The organism is Clostridium sp. (assembly GCF_051654825.1).
GTDB lineage: Bacteria > Bacillota > Clostridia > Clostridiales > Clostridiaceae > Clostridium.
The window spans coordinates 1-20,482 of record NZ_JBOFYU010000284.1 but is presented as its reverse complement, the minus strand read 5'-3'; the positions used below and the strand labels follow the sequence as shown (position 1 = coordinate 20,482).

General features: G+C 27.2%; 24 protein-coding genes and 1 riboswitch. Of the genes, 5 read left to right on the top strand and 19 right to left on the bottom strand.

Annotated features, from left to right (window positions below; all coding sequences use genetic code 11):
• The 11 genes from ACRDBA_RS17065 to cobT all read right to left on the bottom strand — a co-directional run.
• Positions 1-683 (bottom strand): ABC transporter ATP-binding protein (locus ACRDBA_RS17065; protein WP_438574133.1); only part of this gene is annotated, 683 nt, incomplete at its 3' end.
• Positions 684-687: 4 nt separating this feature from the next.
• On the bottom strand, positions 688-1,716 hold the full coding sequence (locus ACRDBA_RS17060) for a FecCD family ABC transporter permease (protein WP_438574132.1): 1,029 nt from the start codon (positions 1,714-1,716) through the stop codon (positions 688-690).
• Positions 1,706-2,620, bottom strand: coding sequence for an ABC transporter substrate-binding protein (locus ACRDBA_RS17055; RefSeq protein ID WP_438574131.1), 915 nt, complete (start codon positions 2,618-2,620; stop codon positions 1,706-1,708). Before ACRDBA_RS17055 ends, ACRDBA_RS17060 begins: the two co-directional genes overlap by 11 nt.
• A gap of 161 nt (positions 2,621-2,781) precedes the next feature.
• A riboswitch (cobalamin riboswitch) is annotated at positions 2,782-2,958 on the bottom strand.
• 109 nt (positions 2,959-3,067) lie between these two features.
• Positions 3,068-4,132 (bottom strand): threonine-phosphate decarboxylase CobD, encoded by a 1,065-nt coding sequence (cobD, locus tag ACRDBA_RS17050; RefSeq protein ID WP_438574130.1) that lies wholly within the window; start codon positions 4,130-4,132, stop codon positions 3,068-3,070.
• Complete coding sequence (gene cbiB / locus ACRDBA_RS17045; protein WP_438574129.1) at positions 4,129-5,076, bottom strand: adenosylcobinamide-phosphate synthase CbiB; 948 nt, start codon at positions 5,074-5,076, stop codon at positions 4,129-4,131. Before cbiB ends, cobD begins: the two co-directional genes overlap by 4 nt.
• A gap of 1 nt (position 5,077) precedes the next feature.
• A complete protein-coding gene (locus tag ACRDBA_RS17040) occupies positions 5,078-5,680 on the bottom strand; it encodes a histidine phosphatase family protein (protein ID WP_438574128.1) in 603 nt (200 codons plus the stop codon).
• Positions 5,673-6,053, bottom strand: a complete 381-nt coding sequence (locus ACRDBA_RS17035) for a bifunctional adenosylcobinamide kinase/adenosylcobinamide-phosphate guanylyltransferase (protein WP_438574127.1) — start codon at positions 6,051-6,053, stop codon at positions 5,673-5,675. Before ACRDBA_RS17035 ends, ACRDBA_RS17040 begins: the two co-directional genes overlap by 8 nt.
• A 12-nt stretch (positions 6,054-6,065) precedes the next feature.
• Positions 6,066-6,821 carry an adenosylcobinamide-GDP ribazoletransferase gene (locus ACRDBA_RS17030; protein ID WP_438574126.1) on the bottom strand — a complete coding sequence of 252 codons (756 nt, stop codon included), beginning with the start codon at positions 6,819-6,821 and terminating at the stop codon, positions 6,066-6,068.
• On the bottom strand, positions 6,805-7,362 hold the full coding sequence (locus ACRDBA_RS17025) for a bifunctional adenosylcobinamide kinase/adenosylcobinamide-phosphate guanylyltransferase (RefSeq protein WP_438574125.1): 558 nt from the start codon (positions 7,360-7,362) through the stop codon (positions 6,805-6,807). The genes ACRDBA_RS17030 and ACRDBA_RS17025 overlap by 17 nt, the downstream gene beginning before the upstream one ends.
• Positions 7,359-7,889: a cob(I)yrinic acid a,c-diamide adenosyltransferase gene (locus ACRDBA_RS17020; protein WP_438574124.1), complete on the bottom strand. Its 531-nt coding sequence runs from the start codon at positions 7,887-7,889 to the stop codon at positions 7,359-7,361. The genes ACRDBA_RS17025 and ACRDBA_RS17020 overlap by 4 nt, the downstream gene beginning before the upstream one ends.
• A 13-nt stretch (positions 7,890-7,902) precedes the next feature.
• Positions 7,903-8,985, bottom strand: coding sequence for a nicotinate-nucleotide--dimethylbenzimidazole phosphoribosyltransferase (gene cobT, locus ACRDBA_RS17015; protein WP_438574123.1), 1,083 nt, complete (start codon positions 8,983-8,985; stop codon positions 7,903-7,905).
• An 83-nt stretch (positions 8,986-9,068) separates the two neighbouring features.
• Here cobT and ACRDBA_RS17010 point away from each other — a divergent pair, with 83 nt between their 5' ends.
• Positions 9,069-9,878 (top strand): phosphotransferase, encoded by an 810-nt coding sequence (locus ACRDBA_RS17010; RefSeq protein ID WP_438574122.1) that lies wholly within the window; start codon positions 9,069-9,071, stop codon positions 9,876-9,878.
• 54 nt (positions 9,879-9,932) lie between these two features.
• Here ACRDBA_RS17010 and nifU read toward each other — a convergent pair whose 3' ends face one another.
• The 5 genes from nifU to ACRDBA_RS16985 form a co-directional block, all read right to left on the bottom strand.
• Positions 9,933-10,361, bottom strand: coding sequence for a Fe-S cluster assembly scaffold protein NifU (gene nifU / locus ACRDBA_RS17005; protein WP_438574121.1), 429 nt, complete (start codon positions 10,359-10,361; stop codon positions 9,933-9,935).
• Between the two features lie 98 nt (positions 10,362-10,459).
• Positions 10,460-11,161 (bottom strand): Crp/Fnr family transcriptional regulator, encoded by a 702-nt coding sequence (locus ACRDBA_RS17000; RefSeq protein WP_438574120.1) that lies wholly within the window; start codon positions 11,159-11,161, stop codon positions 10,460-10,462.
• A gap of 151 nt (positions 11,162-11,312) precedes the next feature.
• Entirely contained in the window at positions 11,313-11,843 is a 531-nt protein-coding gene (locus ACRDBA_RS16995; protein ID WP_438574119.1) for a GNAT family N-acetyltransferase, read from the bottom strand.
• Between the two features lie 32 nt (positions 11,844-11,875).
• Positions 11,876-12,619: an ABC transporter permease gene (locus ACRDBA_RS16990; protein ID WP_438574118.1), complete on the bottom strand. Its 744-nt coding sequence runs from the start codon at positions 12,617-12,619 to the stop codon at positions 11,876-11,878.
• A complete protein-coding gene (locus ACRDBA_RS16985; RefSeq protein WP_438574117.1) occupies positions 12,619-13,275 on the bottom strand; it encodes an ABC transporter ATP-binding protein in 657 nt (218 codons plus the stop codon). The genes ACRDBA_RS16990 and ACRDBA_RS16985 overlap by 1 nt, the downstream gene beginning before the upstream one ends.
• A gap of 250 nt (positions 13,276-13,525) precedes the next feature.
• Here ACRDBA_RS16985 and ACRDBA_RS16980 point away from each other — a divergent pair, with 250 nt between their 5' ends.
• The gene (locus tag ACRDBA_RS16980; protein ID WP_438574116.1) at positions 13,526-14,671 is read left to right on the top strand and encodes an MFS transporter; all 1,146 of its coding nucleotides are present in this window, start codon (positions 13,526-13,528) and stop codon (positions 14,669-14,671) included.
• Between the two features lie 87 nt (positions 14,672-14,758).
• On the opposite strand, the gene ACRDBA_RS16975 is transcribed toward ACRDBA_RS16980, so the two are convergent.
• Positions 14,759-15,064: a PadR family transcriptional regulator gene (locus ACRDBA_RS16975; protein ID WP_438574115.1), complete on the bottom strand. Its 306-nt coding sequence runs from the start codon at positions 15,062-15,064 to the stop codon at positions 14,759-14,761.
• A gap of 177 nt (positions 15,065-15,241) precedes the next feature.
• Here ACRDBA_RS16975 and ACRDBA_RS16970 point away from each other — a divergent pair, with 177 nt between their 5' ends.
• From ACRDBA_RS16970 to ACRDBA_RS16960, 3 genes are all read left to right on the top strand, one after another.
• Positions 15,242-15,592: a hypothetical protein gene (locus ACRDBA_RS16970; protein WP_438574114.1), complete on the top strand. Its 351-nt coding sequence runs from the start codon at positions 15,242-15,244 to the stop codon at positions 15,590-15,592.
• Positions 15,593-15,776: 184 nt separating this feature from the next.
• Complete coding sequence (locus ACRDBA_RS16965) at positions 15,777-17,396, top strand: amidohydrolase (RefSeq protein ID WP_438574113.1); 1,620 nt, start codon at positions 15,777-15,779, stop codon at positions 17,394-17,396.
• Positions 17,397-17,461: 65 nt separating this feature from the next.
• Positions 17,462-18,595 (top strand): NAD/NADP octopine/nopaline dehydrogenase family protein, encoded by a 1,134-nt coding sequence (locus ACRDBA_RS16960; protein WP_438574112.1) that lies wholly within the window; start codon positions 17,462-17,464, stop codon positions 18,593-18,595.
• Between the two features lie 80 nt (positions 18,596-18,675).
• Here ACRDBA_RS16960 and ACRDBA_RS16955 read toward each other — a convergent pair whose 3' ends face one another.
• On the bottom strand, positions 18,676-19,041 hold the full coding sequence (locus ACRDBA_RS16955) for a hypothetical protein (protein ID WP_438574111.1): 366 nt from the start codon (positions 19,039-19,041) through the stop codon (positions 18,676-18,678).
• A gap of 16 nt (positions 19,042-19,057) precedes the next feature.
• Positions 19,058-20,482 (bottom strand): HAMP domain-containing sensor histidine kinase (locus ACRDBA_RS16950; protein ID WP_438574110.1); only part of this gene is annotated, 1,425 nt, incomplete at its 5' end.

Genomic DNA, 20,482 nt, shown 5'->3' with positions numbered 1-20,482 from the left:
TCTTCTAAAACTTCTTTTGATTTACCACTTTTTATAACTTTTCCCTCTTTAATCATTACTACTTCTTCGCTAAACATTTGAACTAAATTCAAATCATGTAAAACTCCTATAACTGTTTTATTATTTTCCTTAGTCCATTTATTTATATGGTGAAGTATTTCTATTTGACACTTTAAGTCTAAATGATTAGTTGGTTCATCTAAAAGAATTATATCTGGATCTTGTGCAAAGGCTCTTGCTAAATAAACTCTTTGCAATTGTCCTCCTGATAATTCACTTATTAATCTATCTTTATATTCTAATAATCCCACATTTTCTATGCAACTTAGTACCATTTCCTTATCTTCATTTGAAAGAGAAGAAAATACTCCTTCCATATGGGCATACCTTCCTAAAGCTACTGTTTCAAAAACTGTATATGGAAAATATATATCAGAGCTTTGAGTCATAAATGCTATTTTTTTAGCTAGTTCTTTTCTTTTAATTTTTTTAACTTCTTTTCCTTCAAGCTTTATTTCACCTTTATAATCTAATAAATTTGCTAAAGCCTTTAGTAATGTTGTTTTTCCACAACCATTAGGACCAACTATAGATATATTTTGTCCTCTTTTAATTTGGAGAGACACTCCCTTAACAATATCTACTCCATCATATCCACAATATAAATTATCTATTTTTAACATATTATCACCTGCTTCTTTTACTGAAGTATAAGTAACCAAAGAATGGTGCTCCTATCATTGCTGTAATAGCTCCAACCGGCAATTCTGATGGTGATATTAATGTTCTAGAAATTAAATCTGTAATTACCATTAAACATCCACCAAATACTATACACATTGGTATAACTAATTTATGATTTGACCCTACTACTTTTCTTACTACATGAGGAGTTATTAAATCTATAAAGCCTATAACGCCACTTAATGCAACTGCACTTCCCGTTAATATAGCTATTGATATAAATAATCTTGTTTTAACCTTTTTAGTTTCTACTCCAACTGATTTTGCTTGTTCCTCCCCAAAGCTTAATACATCCATTTCTCTACAATATCTTAAAACAATAAATATACCTATAATGAAAAATGGTAATCCTGCCTTAACATAAGACCATCCCTTCATAGAAAATGATCCCATTTGCCACATAGTAATAGCTGTAATATCTTGTGTGCTTAATGCTGTTATTGTAGTTAACATAGCACTAGTAAATAATGAAAATACCATTCCTGTTAATATCATTGTATTATTTGATAATGACCTGTCTACTCTATTTGCAAATAATATTACTGAAAATACAGTTATTAAACTACAGGTAAACCCTATAATAGGAAGAGCTAGATTTCCTATAAAAGGAATAGATATACCTAATATTATATATATTCCAACACCTAATGATGCTCCTGATGACACCCCTAATGTATATGGAGATGCTAATTGATTTTTTAATATAGATTGTATTACTGCTCCACTTACAGCTAAGGCAGCTCCTACTAAAAATGCTAATAAAACTCTAGGTAATCTTATTACCCATATAATTGCAACGTCCTTACTTTCAATTCCTTCTAGTAATGGAGTATTAAATATCTTATGCCCTATGATAGATATAATATCCAATACATTAATATTAGAACTTCCAATTGCAGTTCCAATACATATAATTAATACTACTAGCGGAATTGCTAGTAGTATTAAAATCTTTTTTTTCTTATTCTGCATACTTATCTGGGTATATAGCCTTTGCTATTTGCTTTAATGCTATTATTACATTTTGACTTCCACGAGATGATGGGTTTTTGTCAACTAAGTAAATATCACCATTTTTAACAGCATTAATTGTATCAAATCCTGGACGTTTTGCTATTACTTCTGTAGCATTTTCTATATAATCTTCATTTGTTATTATTACATCTGGATTTCCTGATATAACAGCTTCTTCACTTGGTGAAATCCATCCTTCTTCATTAGCAAAAATGTTTTCTGCTCCAACTGTTGTAATAAGTTCGTTTAAGAAAGTTGAATTACCAAAGCTATATAACTTTGAAGATGACCCTATTTCAAAATATACTTTCTTTTTATCTGTTATTGTATCTCCAATTTCTTTTATCTTTGCAACTTCTGATTTCATTCCATCAATCATTTCTTTACCTTCTGATTGCTTTCCTACAACTTCAGCGATAAATTCGATATCTCCATATATCCCTTCTATACTATCACTACTTGGAATATACACTACTGGAATTCCTGCTTCTTTTAAAACTGCAAAAGGATCTTCGCTTCCCTCTTTATTGTGACCTGAAGCTATAATTATGTCTGGTTCTAAAGCTATTATAGTTTCTGCATCTGGATTTCTAAAATCTATCTTTGTTATCTCTTCACTAACTCCTTCAACATCTGCTGAATATTTATCTACACATACTAGCTTATCTGCTAAACCTAATCCAACTAATACTTCTGTATTTGATGGTGCTGTAGAAATTATTCTTTCTAATTTTTTAGGAGCTGTAAACTCATTTCCTTCTCTGTCCTTCATCGTAATTGTTTTGCTTCCACAACCTACAAATAATGCAAATGACATTAATGCAGTAAGTAAAATCGCTAATATTTTTTTTGAATTTTTCATTTTCTTCCTCCAACTTATTAATTATTTGAGGCAAATTTGATACGCATAATTTAAGGCAATAAAAAAAGCACACCTAAAGGTATGCATTAATACATTTTAAATCTTATCTTTAATAACAGATAAAACCGCCACGTATCCTATTACCCCACCCTCAGGAGATAATAGCACTAACATACTAGGCAGGTATCCCGGCTTAGTTTCAACCTCCATCTCACCTTCCCACATCAAAAGATGCAGTGGTTATAATAAGATTTCGTCAACTTCACGGTTACTGGGGTAGCTGAAGAATATCACTTCATTCCCTTTTAAGTAAAAACACCTATTATGAGTCAATTCTTTAATGATTATAGTATTCAATTATTTCTTTGTCAATTATTAACTTGAAAAAATTTCTTTGTATTACTATCTCATATCTATATTTTATTTAATTTTTTTTATTTTATTACACTAATTTAAAATGTTTTTTAATGCATTAATTAAACTTAAATTTTCACTTCTAGTTCTTACTGCAACTCTATAATAACCCTTTTCTAAGCCCTTATAATTATTACAACTTCTAATTAATAATCCATATTTTAAAAGTTCTTCCTTTAAGTCTATATCCTTAATTACTTTGAAAAATATAAAATTAACTTCTCCCTTATATACCTTTAAATTATTAAAACTACTTAAGTTTAAATATAAAAATTCACTTTCTATCTTTATATTTTCAATAGATTTACTTATGTATTCCTTTTGCTTTAATGCTTCTATTGCTCCATATACAGCAACTGTATTTATTGACCAAGGAACTGAAATCTTATTTATCTTATTTATATAATCCTTATTTTTTAAAATTCCATAACCTACTCTTATTCCTGGGAAAGCAAAAAACTTAGTTAATGATTTTACAACTATAAGATTTTCATATTTATTAATTAAATTTATTAGTGAAACTTCTTCCCTTTCACTAATAAAATCTACAAAAGATTCATCTACAACTACTTTTGCATTGCAAGTCCTAGCCTTTTTTAATACTTCTTCTAAATACTTTTTTGAAGTTAAAACTCCTGTTGGATTATTTGGATTACAAATAAATATAATATCTATATCTTCTTTTATTTTATCAATAAATCCATTATCTAAATTAAAATCCTCATTCATTTCATAGTGAACTACACTGCAATTTACTGCATTTAAGGCATCTTCATATTCTGAAAATGTTGGTGCTGGAATAAGTGCCTTCTTAGGATTTAAACCCCTTGTAATATTAAATATAACTTCTGCTGCACCATTTCCTAAAATTATATTTTCTCTCTTTACCCCTTCATAATTAGCTATTTCACTTTTAAGCTCATAATAAGTAATATCAGGATATCTTTCTATTTTATCTAATGCTTTTATCATTTCTGATTTTACATTGCTATTAATCCCTAATGGGTTTATATTAGCTGAAAAATCTATTATATCTTTTTCATTTATTTTATATATTCTTGATATTTCTTCTACGTTTCCACCATGACCTAAGTTCATAATATAATCCCTCCAATATAATTAATTCCTAATGCTAATAATGCTCCTAAAACACTAACCATTAATAATATTTTATTAGTTTTATATAAATCACTTACTTCAATTTCCTTATCTTTATCCCCTATAGTTGGCTTTTCTACAAGCTTTCCAAAGTAATAATTAGCTCCACCTAGCATTATTCCTAATGCTCCTGCTACTGCTGCCTCTGGATGAGCACTATTTGGACTTGTATGATTATATCTATCTCTTTTATAAATTTTATAACTTTTTTTATAGTCATAGCCTAAGATAAATGATGCTATTACTATAAAATACCCTGTAAGCCTTGCTGGTATATAATTAAATATATCATCCATCTTAGCTGATACATATCCAAAATCCATGTACTTTTCATTTTTATATCCAAACATTGAATCACATGTATTAACGGCTTTATAAGCCATAGCCAATGGGGCTCCTCCTATACCAGCAAAAAATAATGGTGCTATTATTCCATCTGACATATTTTCTGCAACTGTTTCTATTACAGCTCTAACTATAGATTGACTATCTAACTCTGTAGTATCTCTTCCAACTATATACGAAAGCTGCTTTCTTGCTCCTTTAACATCGCCTGACTTTAATATTTTAATAACCTTCAAGCCTTCAGCTTTTAATCCCTTTGCAGATATACAAAAATATATTAATATCCCTTCTACTGCAATACCTAAAATATTATTTATATTACTTGCTATTTTTACAATTAGAAATGTAACAAAAAAAGTAGGAATAATTATAGAAATCCAAGTTAATAATCCTGCTAACTTTAAATTATTTTTAAATAATCTTCTATAAAGCTTTTCCATAGCCTTTCCTAAGTTTCCTATTATTCTAACTGGATGAACTGGATTATGAGGATCACCTATAATTAAGTCCATGAAAAATCCAATTATTATTGCTATCATTTTAAAACTCCTCTAATATTTCCATTTTAATTTCTTTGTTTAAAATTACTTTTAACTTATACCCACCTCCACAACTTGGCTGATAACTAAATAAATCCTTACTGCTATCATAAAATAAATAAAGTAAGGTTCCTATTGTTCCACCATGACAAACTATTAAAGCTTCATCAACATCATTTTCTATTAATTCATTAATAAATTCTATAAATGAATTTTTAAGTCTCCCATAATACTCTCTTCTTGATTCTCCATTTGGACATCTTACCTCAGTTGTATTATCACAAATCCAATCTATATATCTTTTATCTTCCTTTAGCATTTCATATGATTTTAATTCAAAATCACCAAAGTCATATTCTAAAAAGCCTTTTCTAACCTCATAATCTAAAGTAGGATATATAAGCTTAAAGGTTTCATTAGCCCTCATTGCACCACTTGTAAAATTAGCCTTACACTTTGGATATTTAAAGGTATTTATTTTTTCCTTTATCTCATTTATACCTCTTTCACTAAGGGATACATCTGACTTTCCACAATACAGCCTTTCCTCATTACATTTTGTTTTACCATGTCTTATTAAATATAAAATTACTTCCTTACTCATTTTTAATTACTGTAGGGATTCCAAAAAATATTCTAGTTACTTTTTCACTATTTTTACTTAAAAGCTGTAGAATTCTCCCTGTTTCCTCCCTCCAAAATCTTTCTTCCTTTTTCAAAGGAACTATTCCTGATGATATTTCATCACAAATAATAATCTTATCCTTTAGGCTTTCTAAATTACTTTTAAAATAACTTAAGCTTTCTTTTCCTTCTACTGAGTTAGAATATATAAGCTTGTCTATTCCATTAATTACTTTTTTGCTAAAGTCAATTTCACCTTTTGTGCAATGAAATATTTCTTCATCACTTAATTTAAACTCTTTCTTTACATATTCTAGCTTTCCATTATATGCTCCACCAAAATAAATCTCCAAGTATCATCACTCCTATACTATTGCTAAAGCTATAAGGCCTATAAATTCAGATAAAACAAGAATATACCCTGCTACATCTCCATTTATTCCACCTAACTCCTTTTGTGTATTTGAAACTAATATAATTGATAACAGTCCCATAGATATAGGTATTACAACTCCACTAATTCCTGAAATAAAATAAGCTAGTACTATAGTAGCAAAATAAATTCCTATTAAAATAGTTTTATCTACTACTCCAGTGCCCTCTTTAAATAATTTTCCCAAAGAACTTTCACTTATTGAGTTTTTAGTTAGTAAAAAATATCCTGAAATACTTCTTGAAACAATAGGAATTAAAATTAAAAATAAAGGACTTTTTTCTTTTAATAGCACTGTATTTATTGCTGAAAACTCTATTATAAATAAAAGAACTAATGATATTACTGCAAAGGCACCAACTGTTGAATCCTTTAAAATTCTTAACTTATCTTCCTTTGGTCTTCTTGATAATAATGCATCACTGACATCCATAAATCCATCTAAATGTAAAAAACCACTTAATATAAATGGAACTCCTAAAAGTATTGCTGAGAATAACATATACGAAACTTCTAATTTGCTTAAAACTATATAAGTTAAATACCAAAGTCCACCTATTACCAATCCAATTAAAGGATATAGCTTCATAATATGTTTTGCTGATTTTTCATCCCATTCATACTTTGGTAATGGAATTATTGTAAACATACTTATAGCCATATTTAATGCATTATATAAGCTTTTCATCTTTCATCATCTCCTTTCCTTTATGAAATATTAGGTTACCATAAACACTTTCTACTACAATATCTGCATTCTTAGCTATATTGCAATTTATAGCTCCAAGCTCCCTTTTAAAGCCTTCAGTATATGAATCATATTTTATTGAATCACTAAAAACATAGTCAGATACTATGACTATGTTTTTAACGGTAGTACTTAATTTATCAATTTCATTTGTTAACTTTACACTAATATTAGAATTATATTCTTCTCCATTAAACATTTCATTTGTCACTAAAGAAGTTACACTATCTAATAAAAGAGTATCTTTATTATTAAACTTATTTACTATAGTTCCTATATTTCTTTTCTTTTCTATAGTTTTAAATTTATATTCTTTTCTATTTTCTATATGATTTTCTATTCTTTTTAAATCTTCACAATCATAAGGATTCATAGTAGCAATGTAATAAAGACTTCCTTCTTCTTCCTTTAGCTTACTTGACCATAATTCAGCATAAGAGGACTTCCCACTTTTAGCACCACCAACTACAAAAATTATCATATTTCTATTCCTACTCTTGAAGGTATTCCCTTTTCAAATGGATGCTTAATTGCATTTATTTCTGATACGTAATCTGCAATTTCAACTAACTCTTCCTTTGGATCTCTTCCTGTCATTACAACTTCTAATGTTTTTGGCTTATTTCTTAAAAACTCTAAAGCTAAATCTAGTGGAACAAAATCTAAGTTAATAGTCGCTATGATTTCATCTAATATTAATAAATCATAGTTTTCATCAACAGCTCTTTTAGTAATAATTTTAAATCTTTCTATATGCTCTTTTTTTACTATTTCCTTTTCCTCTTCTGTCATATTCCAAACAAATTTATTAGCTGGTGCTCCTTTTGCTACATGGAAAAACTCTGAAAGCTTTTCTATTGAGTTTAATTCTCCAGTTTTGTTGCTTTTTAAAAATTGAGTTAATAATACCTTTTTTTCTCTTCCTGCTGCTCTCATTCCTAAGCCCATTGCAGCTGTTGTCTTTCCTTTACCATTTCCACAATAAATGTGAATTAATCCTAAATCCATTTTTCATCTCTCCTTATACTTTATAATTTTTTTCATCTCTTATTTCTTCTAAATAACTATCATCTATATTAGCATCATCAAATGTAGCCATATTATTCATCATTGCAATAGAGAAATCAATTACTGAAAAAGCTATTGGACATCCACTACCTTCTCCTAACCTCATCCCTAGGTTTAACATTGGCGCTAATCCTAATTCATTTATTGCAAGGTTATATCCTATTTCCTCTGACTTATGTGATGGAATACAAAAATCCTTTACTAATGGATTTAATCTAGTTGCTACTAATGCTGAAACTACTGATATAAAACCATCTATTACTACAGGAATTCTATAATAAGCAGCTCCTAAAAACACACCTACCATTCCTGCAATATCATAGCCTCCAACCTTAGCTACTATATCTATAGGGTCATTAAAGTTTACATTATTTATTTCAATTGCTCTATGAACTACATGCTTTTTCTTTTCGTAAGCTTCTTCTGTTATTCCAGCGCCCTTACCTACTACCTTTTCAGTTTCACAATTAATTAATGATTTTAAAACTGCTGCTGAAGTAGTTGTATTTCCTATTCCCATTTCACCTACACCAATAATGTTGTAATTGTCTTCCTTAGCTTTTTTAACAGCTTCTATTCCTATATTAATTCCTTTAATGGCATCTTCATAACTCATAGCTGGTTCTAAATATATATTTTTAGTTCCCTTGCTTATCTTTCTATCTATTACACCATTAATCTTTTCATCTGAGTTTATTCCAATGTCTATAACCATTAAGTCAGTATTATTACTTTTAGCCAAGGTTGCAACTCCTGTAGTCCCTTTTACAAAATTCTTAGTTTGCTCTAAGGTAACATATTGTGGTGCAGAAGCAACCCCCTCATCTACAACACCATTATCAGATGACATTATAATTACACATCTCTTTTCACTACTATTAAAAATCTTTCCTGTTATTCCTGATAACTTTACTGCTATTTCCTCTAAATAACCAAGACTACCTAAAGGTTTAGCTAATGAATCAACTCTCTTTTTTGCAGCATAAATTGCCTTTTCGTTTAATGGACATATACCATTTATTATTTTATTTAACATAAAATCTCCCATTTTTTATGATACTCCTATCTTTTTTTGTTATAATACTCCATGTAATAATCAAAGTCAACAAAGGTGATACGATGAAAAATACATATAAAAAGCTTAAGCTTACTCAATTAGGGGGCTTAAATAATAAAAACTATTTATTTAATTTTTATGGTTCTAATTATGTTTTAAGACTTCCTGATAAAAATAAAGATTCAAATTTTTTAAAGGAAGCTACTATTATAGATAAATTAAAACCACTAAATATAACTCCTGAATTTACTTTTATAGATAAAAATACTGGAGTTTTTGTAAGCAAATTTATTAATGATTCTTTAGTAACTGAAGAAGTTTCAAATGACTTTAAATTTCTAGATTCATTTGCTTGTTCATTAAAGGAATTTCATTCTTTAAAATGTGATTACATATTTGATCCCTTTAAGGAAATAAAGGATAATATTGATTTTCTTATAGAAAATAATTTTACCTTTCCAAGTGATTTTATGTTATTAATAGAAAAACTAAATAATTTAGAAAAACATCTTAAAAGTAATATTACTCTTGGACTTTGTCATAATGATTTAAACCCATCAAATATTCTTTATAAAGATAATAAAGTTTATTTTATTGATTTTGAATATACTTCAATGGGTGATATTTATTATGATATTGCAACTTTCTGCTGGTTATTAATGGATGAAAGTAAAGATTATTTTTTAAAAAGCTATTTTGGAGAAGATTTTTCTTCTCATAAATCTAAACTAGAGGATTATTTATTTGTAGTTAAGATGTGGAATATATCCTGGAGCTATAAGAAATCCCTATTTTCCTCTTCTGAATATGATTATAAAAAAGGTGGAGACTTTATAGTAAATGAACTTCTTAAAAACATTAATCATATATAAAAATAAGAGGCACTAAGATATTCTTAGCGCCTCTCTACATAGCAATCATAATTATTAATGATTGTGTAATTCATCATGATCAGTTTCTTCAAATTCCCATCCATCTAATGATAGTCCTGCATTTTTTCTATAATCATTAATTGCTTTATGAATAGCTTCTTCTGCTAATACTGAACAATGCATTTTTATTGGAGGTAGTCCCTCTAATGCTTCTGCAACTGCTTTATTAGATAATTGCCAAGCTTCTTCTAATGATTTTCCCTTTATTAATTCAGTTGCCATTGATGATGATGCTATAGCTGATCCACATCCAAAAGTCATAAAGCTAACATCTTTGATTATATTATCTTCTACCTTTAAGTAAACCCTCATTATATCTCCGCACTTAGCATTTCCTACTTCTCCAATACCATTTGCGTCCTTTATTTCTCCAACATTTCTTGGGTTTCTAAAGTGATCCATTACTTTATCTGTATATATCATATTAAATTCCTCCTACCGATCTTCTCAAATATCTTATGAGGTAATTATAATCCTACTTTAAATAAAATAATGTGATTTAAATCAAATTTTAAAACTTTTTAAATATATATATTTAATTCTTTTTTATTTGTTATTACTATCTTTTTATTTCCAACTAGCTTTATTAATCCTTCTTCTTCAAATTTTTTAAGCTTTCTACTCATAGTTTCCCTTGTTACACCTATATAATTAGCCATTTCTTCTCTACTCATAGGTAAATCAATATTTATTCCACAAGGTCTCTCTTCCCCATATTCATTGCATAAGCTCATTAATAAATAAGCTATTCTAGAATCTATATCATTACTAGCAAGATGTTTTGCAAGCTCTTCTACCTTAGATAATCTTTCTACCATAATTTCTAAAACCTTTATAGATATTTCAGGATTTTTTAGCATTATCTTTTTAAGCTCATCATTTGTTAGAATACAAACCTTACAATCAGTAATTGCTTTTGCATTAAATCTATATTCTGATTCTTTTAAAAGATTAAGCTCACCAAAGAAATCTCCAGTAGATAAAATATGTAGTATTTGCTCCTTACCATCCTTTGTATGCTTATAAAGTTTTATCTTTCCTTCATTAACAAAATATAAGGTTTTTGCCTTTACCCCTTCTAAGAAAATAACATCATTCTTCTTATATTCTTTTCTAGTTATTCTTCCTAAAACTTCTGTTAATTCATCATGATTTAATATACTAAAAACAGGAACCTTTTTAGTACAAAGCTTATTTGTACATTTACTACAACAATTCTCCATTAAGCTTCCTCCACCATTATAAAATAAACATATATTATTATTTTTCTTATAATCTTTATATTTGTCAATATTTATTTAAAAAATAAAAAGCATCTATCCTAAAATAAATGCTTCTTATTTATATAAATTTATCCAAAGATTAGAACTTTATTTACTCAAAAAACTCTTTAGCATAAATCATTGTTCCATTTACATCTCTTAATGAATCTTCATTTAATTCTAATGCCATAAAATTAGCACTTGGAACTTCAAATGAAGGATTTACTCCAAAACTTTTTGCTTCTTTAAATCCAAAACGCGGATAATATTTTTCACTACCAAGAACAATTACACTATTATAACCTAGTCCTTTTGCTATATTTAAAGCATCATTAATTAGCTTGCTTCCTACACCCTTACCTTGATATTCAGGTGATACTGCTAATGGAGCTAGAGCTAAAGTTTCTACCTTATTATTTTCTGATTCTATAAATGCCTTAGTAAACATTATATGACCAACAATTTTATCTTCATCCATTGCAACTAATGATAATTCATTAATATAGCTATTTGAATTCCTAAGTTTGTTAACTAAATCTTGCTCATTACCATCTGCATGTTCTGCAGTCTTAAATGATTCTTCTACTAATTTATATATGTTATTAAAATCTTTTTCTACTTCTCTTCTAGTGATTATATTCATAAAAACGCCTCCTAATTTGTCTATTTGTAAATTTATCTTATTTGCATTCTTTCATTAAAGAAATCTTTATAACTTAAATATGTAACCATCATTGTAGATATTGATGCTGATGAAAGAATCATAAAGGTTACAATTATTTGGAACTTTATAGCTTCTATAGGCGATGATCCTGCTAAAATAAGCCCTGTCATCATTCCTGGCAATGAAACTATTCCTAATGTTTTTGCTGAATCTATAGTAGGGATTATTGCTACCTTTATACTTTCTCTTATTATATCCTTTGAAGCTTCTTTTATATCTGCTCCTAAAGATAATTTAACTTCTACATCACTTCTCCTATCTTTAAAATAACTTATTAAACTTCTATAACTTAAACCAACGGCTATCATAGAATTGCTTACAACCATACCTGATATAGGTATTACCTCATTTGGAGTAAACTTTATAACTCCTGAAAAAACTAAAACTGCTAAAGTTATGCTTGTACCTATTAAAATTGAAAAGAAGGATATTAATACAACGTTTTTAATTCCTGCTCCTCTTTTTTTAGTATTATATGCAGCATTTATAATCATAACTAATACTAAAATTATTGTAAATATAGGTTTTTCTAAACCAAATATCACATCTAAAACATAACCTACAATGACTAATTGAACTATTGCTCTTAATATACTAACTATAATTTCTTTTTCTAAGCCTATTTCTTGTTTATATGAAATACCAATAGGTATTACTATTAAAACTGAGGCTATTATCAATGATATTATACTCATTAGTTAATCTCCTCTACTTTTTCTATTTTTCCCTCTGACATAAATATTCTCTTATTAAAAATACTTGTACTTTGCTCCATGCTATGTGTTATCCATAAGACTGTAGTTCCATTTAAGTTTAACTCTTTTACATACTCCTGAACCTTTATTGAATTTTCTTTGTCTAAGGCAGATGTTGATTCATCAAGAAGTAAAATATCTGGAGTATAAATTAAGTTTCTTATTATAGAAATCCTTTGTTTTTCCCCTCCTGATAGTGATTTTATATCCTTGTCTAAGTAGTCACTATTTAAATTAAATCTTTCTAACAAATAAGTTATCTTATCTAAATTTATCTTTTCCTTTCTTATTTTAAATGGAAATTCTAAATTTTCTCTTACTGTATCTCCAAAAAGATGTGGTAATTGAGTACAGTAACTTATTTTTCTTCTTAATTCAATAGGATTATACTTTTTATAATCTATATTATTAAAGAAAACACTTCCTTTTGTTATAGGAATTAAATCTGCACATAACTTCATTAATGTGCTTTTTCCACTACCTGATTGTCCAACTATTGAAATACAATCTCCATTATTTATAGAAATACTAACTCCATTAAGAATTTTAGTATTATCAGCTTCATAATATAAGTCCTTTATATTAAGTATATTCATAAACTTCTCCTCTTTATCCGTTTTCGATATCGCATTTCGATAATAACATATACTATTTAATTTATCAATAAAATCTAAAATCATCTTTAGTAATCTATAAAAGGGTTTTAATATATGGTAAAATTATACTTGTAAAATTAAAAGTGAGGTATTTTATTATGTTTAGACCAATTTAACAACCCTTAAATTCTATATCAAAATTTTGGCCTTTTATTAGGTTTATTTGTTATATATTTAGGAGTTGATTAAATTGATTAAAAAAAGAAATATCTACTTGTTATATCTTATAGTCTTTCTTCAAGGCTTTGTCTTTTATGGACCTATTGCAACTATTTTTAGAGAAGCTAGAGGCATCTCTATATCAGAAATTTTTATAATCGAATCTATATCATTTATATTACTTATCTTATTAGAAATTCCTTTTGGATTATTTGCTGATAAGTTTGGATATAAAAAGACACTTATACTTTCTAATTTTATATTTTTCATTTCTAAAATAGTCTTTTTTAAAGCTACTTCATTTTATTTATTTTTATTTGAAAGAGCCTTATTAGCTATTGCCTTAGCTGGATTATCTGGATGTGATTCGGCCTTATTATATCTTTCCATTGATAAAAAAGATAATAGTGAAAAAATCTTTGGAAAATATAACTTTTATATGAATGGTGGCTTTTTAATTTCTTGTTTATTATCAGGATTTTTAATAAATATTTCTATGGATTTAGCTGCCTTTTGCACTATTATATCCTATGGATTAGCCTTCTTTTTTTCTTTATTCTTAGTTGATTTAAAGGAAGAAAAAACTAAAAATCATAAGTCAAAAGAAAATTTAAAATTAGTATTTAAAAATAAAAAATTTATCTTATTTTTAATTTCCATTGCTATGATAGAAGAAATTGTTCAATGTGTAACTGTCTTTTTAAATCAATTGCAATATATAAAATCAGGAATTCCATTAAAATACTTTGGAATAATCCTAGCCTTTATTACTACAATAAAATTAATTTCTTGTAAATCTTATAAGGTTAGTAATAAATTTGGACAAAAAAATTCTTTAGTTATTTATAGCTTTATTATAACTATAAGTATAGGATGTTTATTATTTATTTCATCTCCATATTTAAGTATAATTTTTATAGCTATTATTTCTGGAGCTATATCCTTAGCCGCTCCAACTATTAATGATATTAAAAACAAATCTATTATTAAAGGAGATAGAGCAACTATTCTTTCAATTTACTCTATGATAACTAGTCTTGTTTCAGCAATACTTAACCCAATGATAGGTTTTGCCTCAAACATATCACTTTCTATTGGTTTGATAACTTGTGCATTTATTGGATTTATATCAAGTTTATTAATGATAAAAATTTGCATTAATAATAAAATCTCTTAAAAATAAATAGTATCAAATAATCTTTTAATAAAAAGACTATTTGATACTATTCTAAATTAATACATTGTTTCTATAATCTAAAAATCTTTAAACAACATCCCTAACTAACTCTTTTAAATTATTCTTTAAATCATATAAAAGCTTAGCTCCCTTTTCTGTTGTTTTATAATACTTTCTAATTTTCCCATTTACATTTCTTTCTTCTTTTTCTATCAATTCTTCATCTACCATAGATTTTAAAACTGGATATAAAGTTCCTGGACTAACATTATATCCGTGCTCCTTTAACTCCCCTATCATCCATGAACCATAAAAAGGCTCTTCATTTCCATGATGGAGAATATGTATATATATTAATCCATTAAATATTTTTCTAATTATATGGTCCTTCAACACATCAGCTCCTTAAACTTTAATGTAAAATCATATATCCTATTATAAAACTTTTTTAACAGCTAATACTATAAAAACTTACTATTTTATAAAATTACTTTTCATCTTTTATTTATGAATAAATCTCTACTATCATATACAAACTAAATTTATATAATAAAAAAGGAGATTTTAATTATGAAAAAGTTTTTAGCTATTATACTAGCTTTTTCCCTATTTATTTCTATTCCATCTAAACCTATTACCGCCTCTACAATTACAGCACCCTATGAAAAAACTAATGTTTTAAAAGAAGGTATTTATAAAGTAAGTGAAAAATCTAGCACTTTCAAACCAGGGGAATATAGATTTGAAATGATTTCAACTACTGGTAGAGCATATATTTTTATAATAGATTCTGAAACTGTTTTAAGATATTCTAAAAGATTTAATAATACAGAAAGCCCATTTACAGTTGGTACTCTTTTAGAAGGTGATTCCATTATAATATATGGTGATGGTGAATTTTACTTTAATAAATTAAAATAATCTATCTTATGGTTAGTAATTTAAAATTTCTACTTTTAGACCTTTGAATGTATAAAAAATTCAAAGGTTTTTTATTTATCATCATTTTAAGCATTCATAATTTACACTTATTTAAAAGTTAATTATAAAAATTTTACTTATATGTTACAATATTATATACAAATTATTCTAAAGGAGGAATGTAATGTTGAAAAAGATATTTTTTAATGGAAATATTATTTGCCTAGACAAAAATAATACTATATGCAACTCTATTTTAATAAAAGATGGAAAAATCCATGCTATAGATTCCTTTGATAATTTAAAAGCAAAAAACGAAGATGCAGAACTTATAAATTTAAATGGTAACACTATGATTCCTGGATTTATTGATCCTCATGGTCACATTGTAGCTGTAGCTCAATCATTACTTATTGGTAATTTTTCTGGTTGTAATAGCCTTGAAGATTTAATCCTAGAGCTAAAAAATATTATAAAAGAAAAACAACCTAGTGAAAATGAATGGATTTTAGGATTAGGTTATGATAACTCTAAATTCCCAACTAAAGCTCATCCTACTAAATTTGATTTAGATAAGGTATCATCAAAGATTCCTATTTTTATTACTCATGCATCTGGACATATTGCAGCAGTAAATTCTATAGCTCTTGAAAAACTAGGATATGTTGGTACTGATTACATTGTTCCTGAAGGTGGTATAGTTCAAACTATTAAAAATAGTAAAGAACCAAATGGAGTTTTAGAAGAAAAAGCATTTCTTGATGATTCAAAGAAAAATTGTATAGCTCCCCCATCTCCTCAAAGCATTTTAGAATGCTTATTAAAGGCTCAAAACTTATATGCTTCTTATGGAATAACCACATGCCAAGATGCTAGTATAGATGAAGGATTAAATCAACTTCTTTTAGGTGCAGCTAAAAATAATATGCTAAAGCTTGATGTAATTGGATATGCTATGCAACCTAATACATATAAAATAATGGGTGATACAAATACATTTACAGCTAAATACACTAATCACTATAAGCTTTTAGGTGGAAAAATGTGGTTAGATGGTTCTCCACAAGGTAAAACAGCTTGGCTTACTAAACCTTATCATATCGCTCCTGAAGGGCTTCCATCTGATTACTGTGGATATAGTATTCAATCTGATGAAGTAGTAACATCTTATATTAAGGATTGCATTGAAAGAAAATATCAATTAAATGCTCATTGCAATGGTGATGCTTCTTGCGATCAATTTATTAGATGCTATAAAAAGGCTAAAGAAGAATTAAATTCTAATATAGACTTAAGACCAGTAATGGTTCATGCCCAAACTGTAAGAGAAGATCAATTAGACGAAATGAAAACTTTAGGTATTATCCCTACTTTCTTTTTAGACCATGTTTGGTATTGGGGAGATTATCATTACGAATCAGTTTTAGGGCCTGAAAGAGCAAATAGAATCAGTCCTCTTAACTCAGCTTTAAAAAGAAATATGAATTTTACTATTCATCAAGATTCCCCTGTAGTTATGCCTATTATGACTTTAGCTATTCATAATGCTGTAAATAGAACTACACAAAAAGGAAGAGTTCTTGGAGAGGAGCAAAAGATTTCTGTATTAGATGCTCTTAAATCAATTACAATTAATGGGGCTTATCAATATTTTGAAGAAAATTTAAAAGGAACTATTGAAGTTGGTAAACTTGCTGACTTTGTTATATTAGATAAAAATCCGTTAGAAATTCCTTCTAATGAATTAAAAAAACTTGTAGTTTTAGAAACAATAAAAGAAGGAATATCAATATACAAAAAATAAATTACTTGCTTATAAAGCAAAAAAAATTATATTATTAAATTACATTTTATTTAAGAGGTGAAGTAATGAATATTGCAATTATTGGTGCTGGTAATATAGGTACATATTTAGCTACTTATATTTCATTAAAGGAAGGTTGTAAAGTATGGATGCATACATCTAAACCTGAAACATTTAAGGAAACTCTTACTTTAGTAGAAGAGGAAAAAAACTTAAATCATAAAGTTAAATTACATTGTGTTTCTTCAAGCTTAGAAGAAGTTGTTAAAGATGCTGATTATATTTTAATAACACATCCTTCATTTATGATGGAAAAGACATTAAAGGAAATTGGTAACTACGTAAAGAAAGGTGCTGCAATTGGTTGCATTCCTGGATTTGGTGGAAAAGAATTTTATTCACAGCCTTTAATCCAAAAGGGTTGTATATTCTTCGGAAGTCAAAGAGTACCTTCAATAACTAGATTAATTTCATATGGTGAATCTGTATGCCTAAAGCAAAAAAATCCATTTATGAAGCTTGGTGTTATTCCTAAAGAAGCTGGTGAAAAGGTTTGTGAAGATATGACTAATCTTATAGATATTCCATGTCTTCCTGTTGAAAACTACTTAGCTATAACTTTATCACCATCTAATCCTACAATGCATCCATCAAGATTATATGAACTTTTTGGTGATTATAAAGAAGGTGTAGTTTATCCAAAAAACCCGCTATTTTATGAAGAGTGGGATACTGTTGCTTCATCAACATTACTAGATTTAGATGTTGAGCTTGCAGCTATATTTAAAGAGTTAAATGAATTTAATGATTTCAATCCCAATGATTTTGAAAAAATAAAAGTTAGATATGGCATTGAAACTCCTGAAGAACTTTCTCAAAAAATTAGAACTGCTTCAGGATTTAAGGGAATTGATTCTCCTATGGTAGAGGTTGAAAATGGTCATATCCCTGATTTAAATTCAAGATACTTTATAGAAGATGTAGATTTTGGACTTTGCATACTAAAATCTTTTGCAGAGCTAGTTAATGTTCAAACACCTACAATAGATAAGCTAATTTATTGGTCTCAAGACTTACTAGGAAAAAGTTATTTAGTTAACGGTCATTTAACTGGATCTGATTCTAAAAACTTAATAATACCTCAAAACCTAGGTATTGAAACTAAAGAAGAATTAATTAAATATTATAAGTCACTATAATATCAAATTTTATTACCAAGAAATTTCTTATATAATAAATAATATTCTCTGTATATTATAATTAATATACAGAGAATATTTTAACCTCTTTTTTCTATTTCACTTGTTATAAATGATTTAGATATATACATTGCTTTAATCATTTTATTAAGTCTAGTATAATGACCTGTTCCCTCTTCAAATTTTTCCTGTGCCTTTTTACTTTTACTTATAATAGATGTTACTGGTGGTAGAGCCTTTGTTAAATCATCTAAAGTATATTTTTCTTTAATATCATCCTCTTTTATTAAAGCTTCTGAAATATACATGGCTTTTATCCTATTTTTTAGTAAAGTATGCTGTGACGTGCCCTCTGCAAATTTAGGATGTATTTTTTCACAATTTTTTATAATTGATAATATAACTTTTTGCGCATCTATTAATTCTTCTTTTGTGTAACTATTCATATTATTTCATCTCCTTTTATTGCTCTATTATTTCTACTATAAATGTAATCTGATTTTCATTAATTATATAAGATACGCCTCCACCATTTTCTTTTACTAATTCACTGCATAAGTATAATCCTAATCCTGAACTACTTATTTCCTTGGACATATCTTTATAGATGTTATACTTTAAGAAAGGTTCTAGCAATCTATCTTTTAATTCATCTGGAAAGTCTCCACATTTATTTTTTATTTCAAAAATAATTTTATTATTATCCTTTTTTAATTTAATATCTATATAATTTCCTTTATTATATTTAATACTATTGTCTAAGAGATTTTCTATTACTTGCTTTATATCTTCTTTTACTAAATAAATTTCTACTTCATCCATTTCTATATGAACATTTAAATTTCTATTTGATATTTTAACTTTAAACTCTTCTAATACCTCATAAACTAAAAAGGTTAAAGAAAAATTACTTTTTGATTTATTTATAACTTCCCCTTTTGAAACTTGAAGTATTTTTTCTACTAAATCCTTCATTTTATCACATTCTAAAGCCATTCTACTTGTAGCCCTGCTTATAAATTCCTCATCCATATCTTTTATTTCATTATCTCTTAAAGCTTGAGAATAAAGTGATATTGATGTTATTGGAGTTTTTAATTCATGAGTTGCATTATTAAAGAATTCCCTTGAAGACTTTTGTAGTTTTTCTACCTTTTCTTTTTCATATACTATTACATCTATTTGATCTTTTATTTGCCTTCTCATAATATTATAGCTTTTTGATAATTCCTCTAACTCATCCTTTGAATTTATATTTATATCTTCAACATCTTCACCTAATGTAAATAACTCCATAGATTTATTTAATGACTTTAATGGATTTATAATCTTATTTACGATTACTGATACTACTAATATTATTGCTATAACCCCTAATACTTGTCCTGTTATAACTACTCCTATAAGATTAACCATTTCATTATACTTTTCTGTATAATCCTTTTGAATAATTAAGTTTCCATAAAACTCATCATTTAAGTACACAGGGTAATTATATGTTATACAATAAACCTTTCCTAAGTTTTTAAACTTTATTATAGAACTATTTTTATTGCTTTCACTTAATATATTTTTTATTTCACCTTCATCTAATTGATTTCCTGTAAACTGAAATATAACATCTTCATTATTTGCTATAGATACATAGGAATTTGATATCTCCTTTATGCTTTTTAAGGTTTTCCATAAAGGTTCTTCTACTACTTTATTTCTTTTTATAGTACTTAAAGAAACTTCCTTTACTTTAGACATTTCATTAATAATATCTGTTTTAAAGGTTTTGTTTAATGAATAAGTTATAAAAGCTGTAAAAACTATATTTATAGAAACTACTGCTAATATTGTATAAAATAATATTTTCCCTTTTATAGTTTTAAACAAGCCATC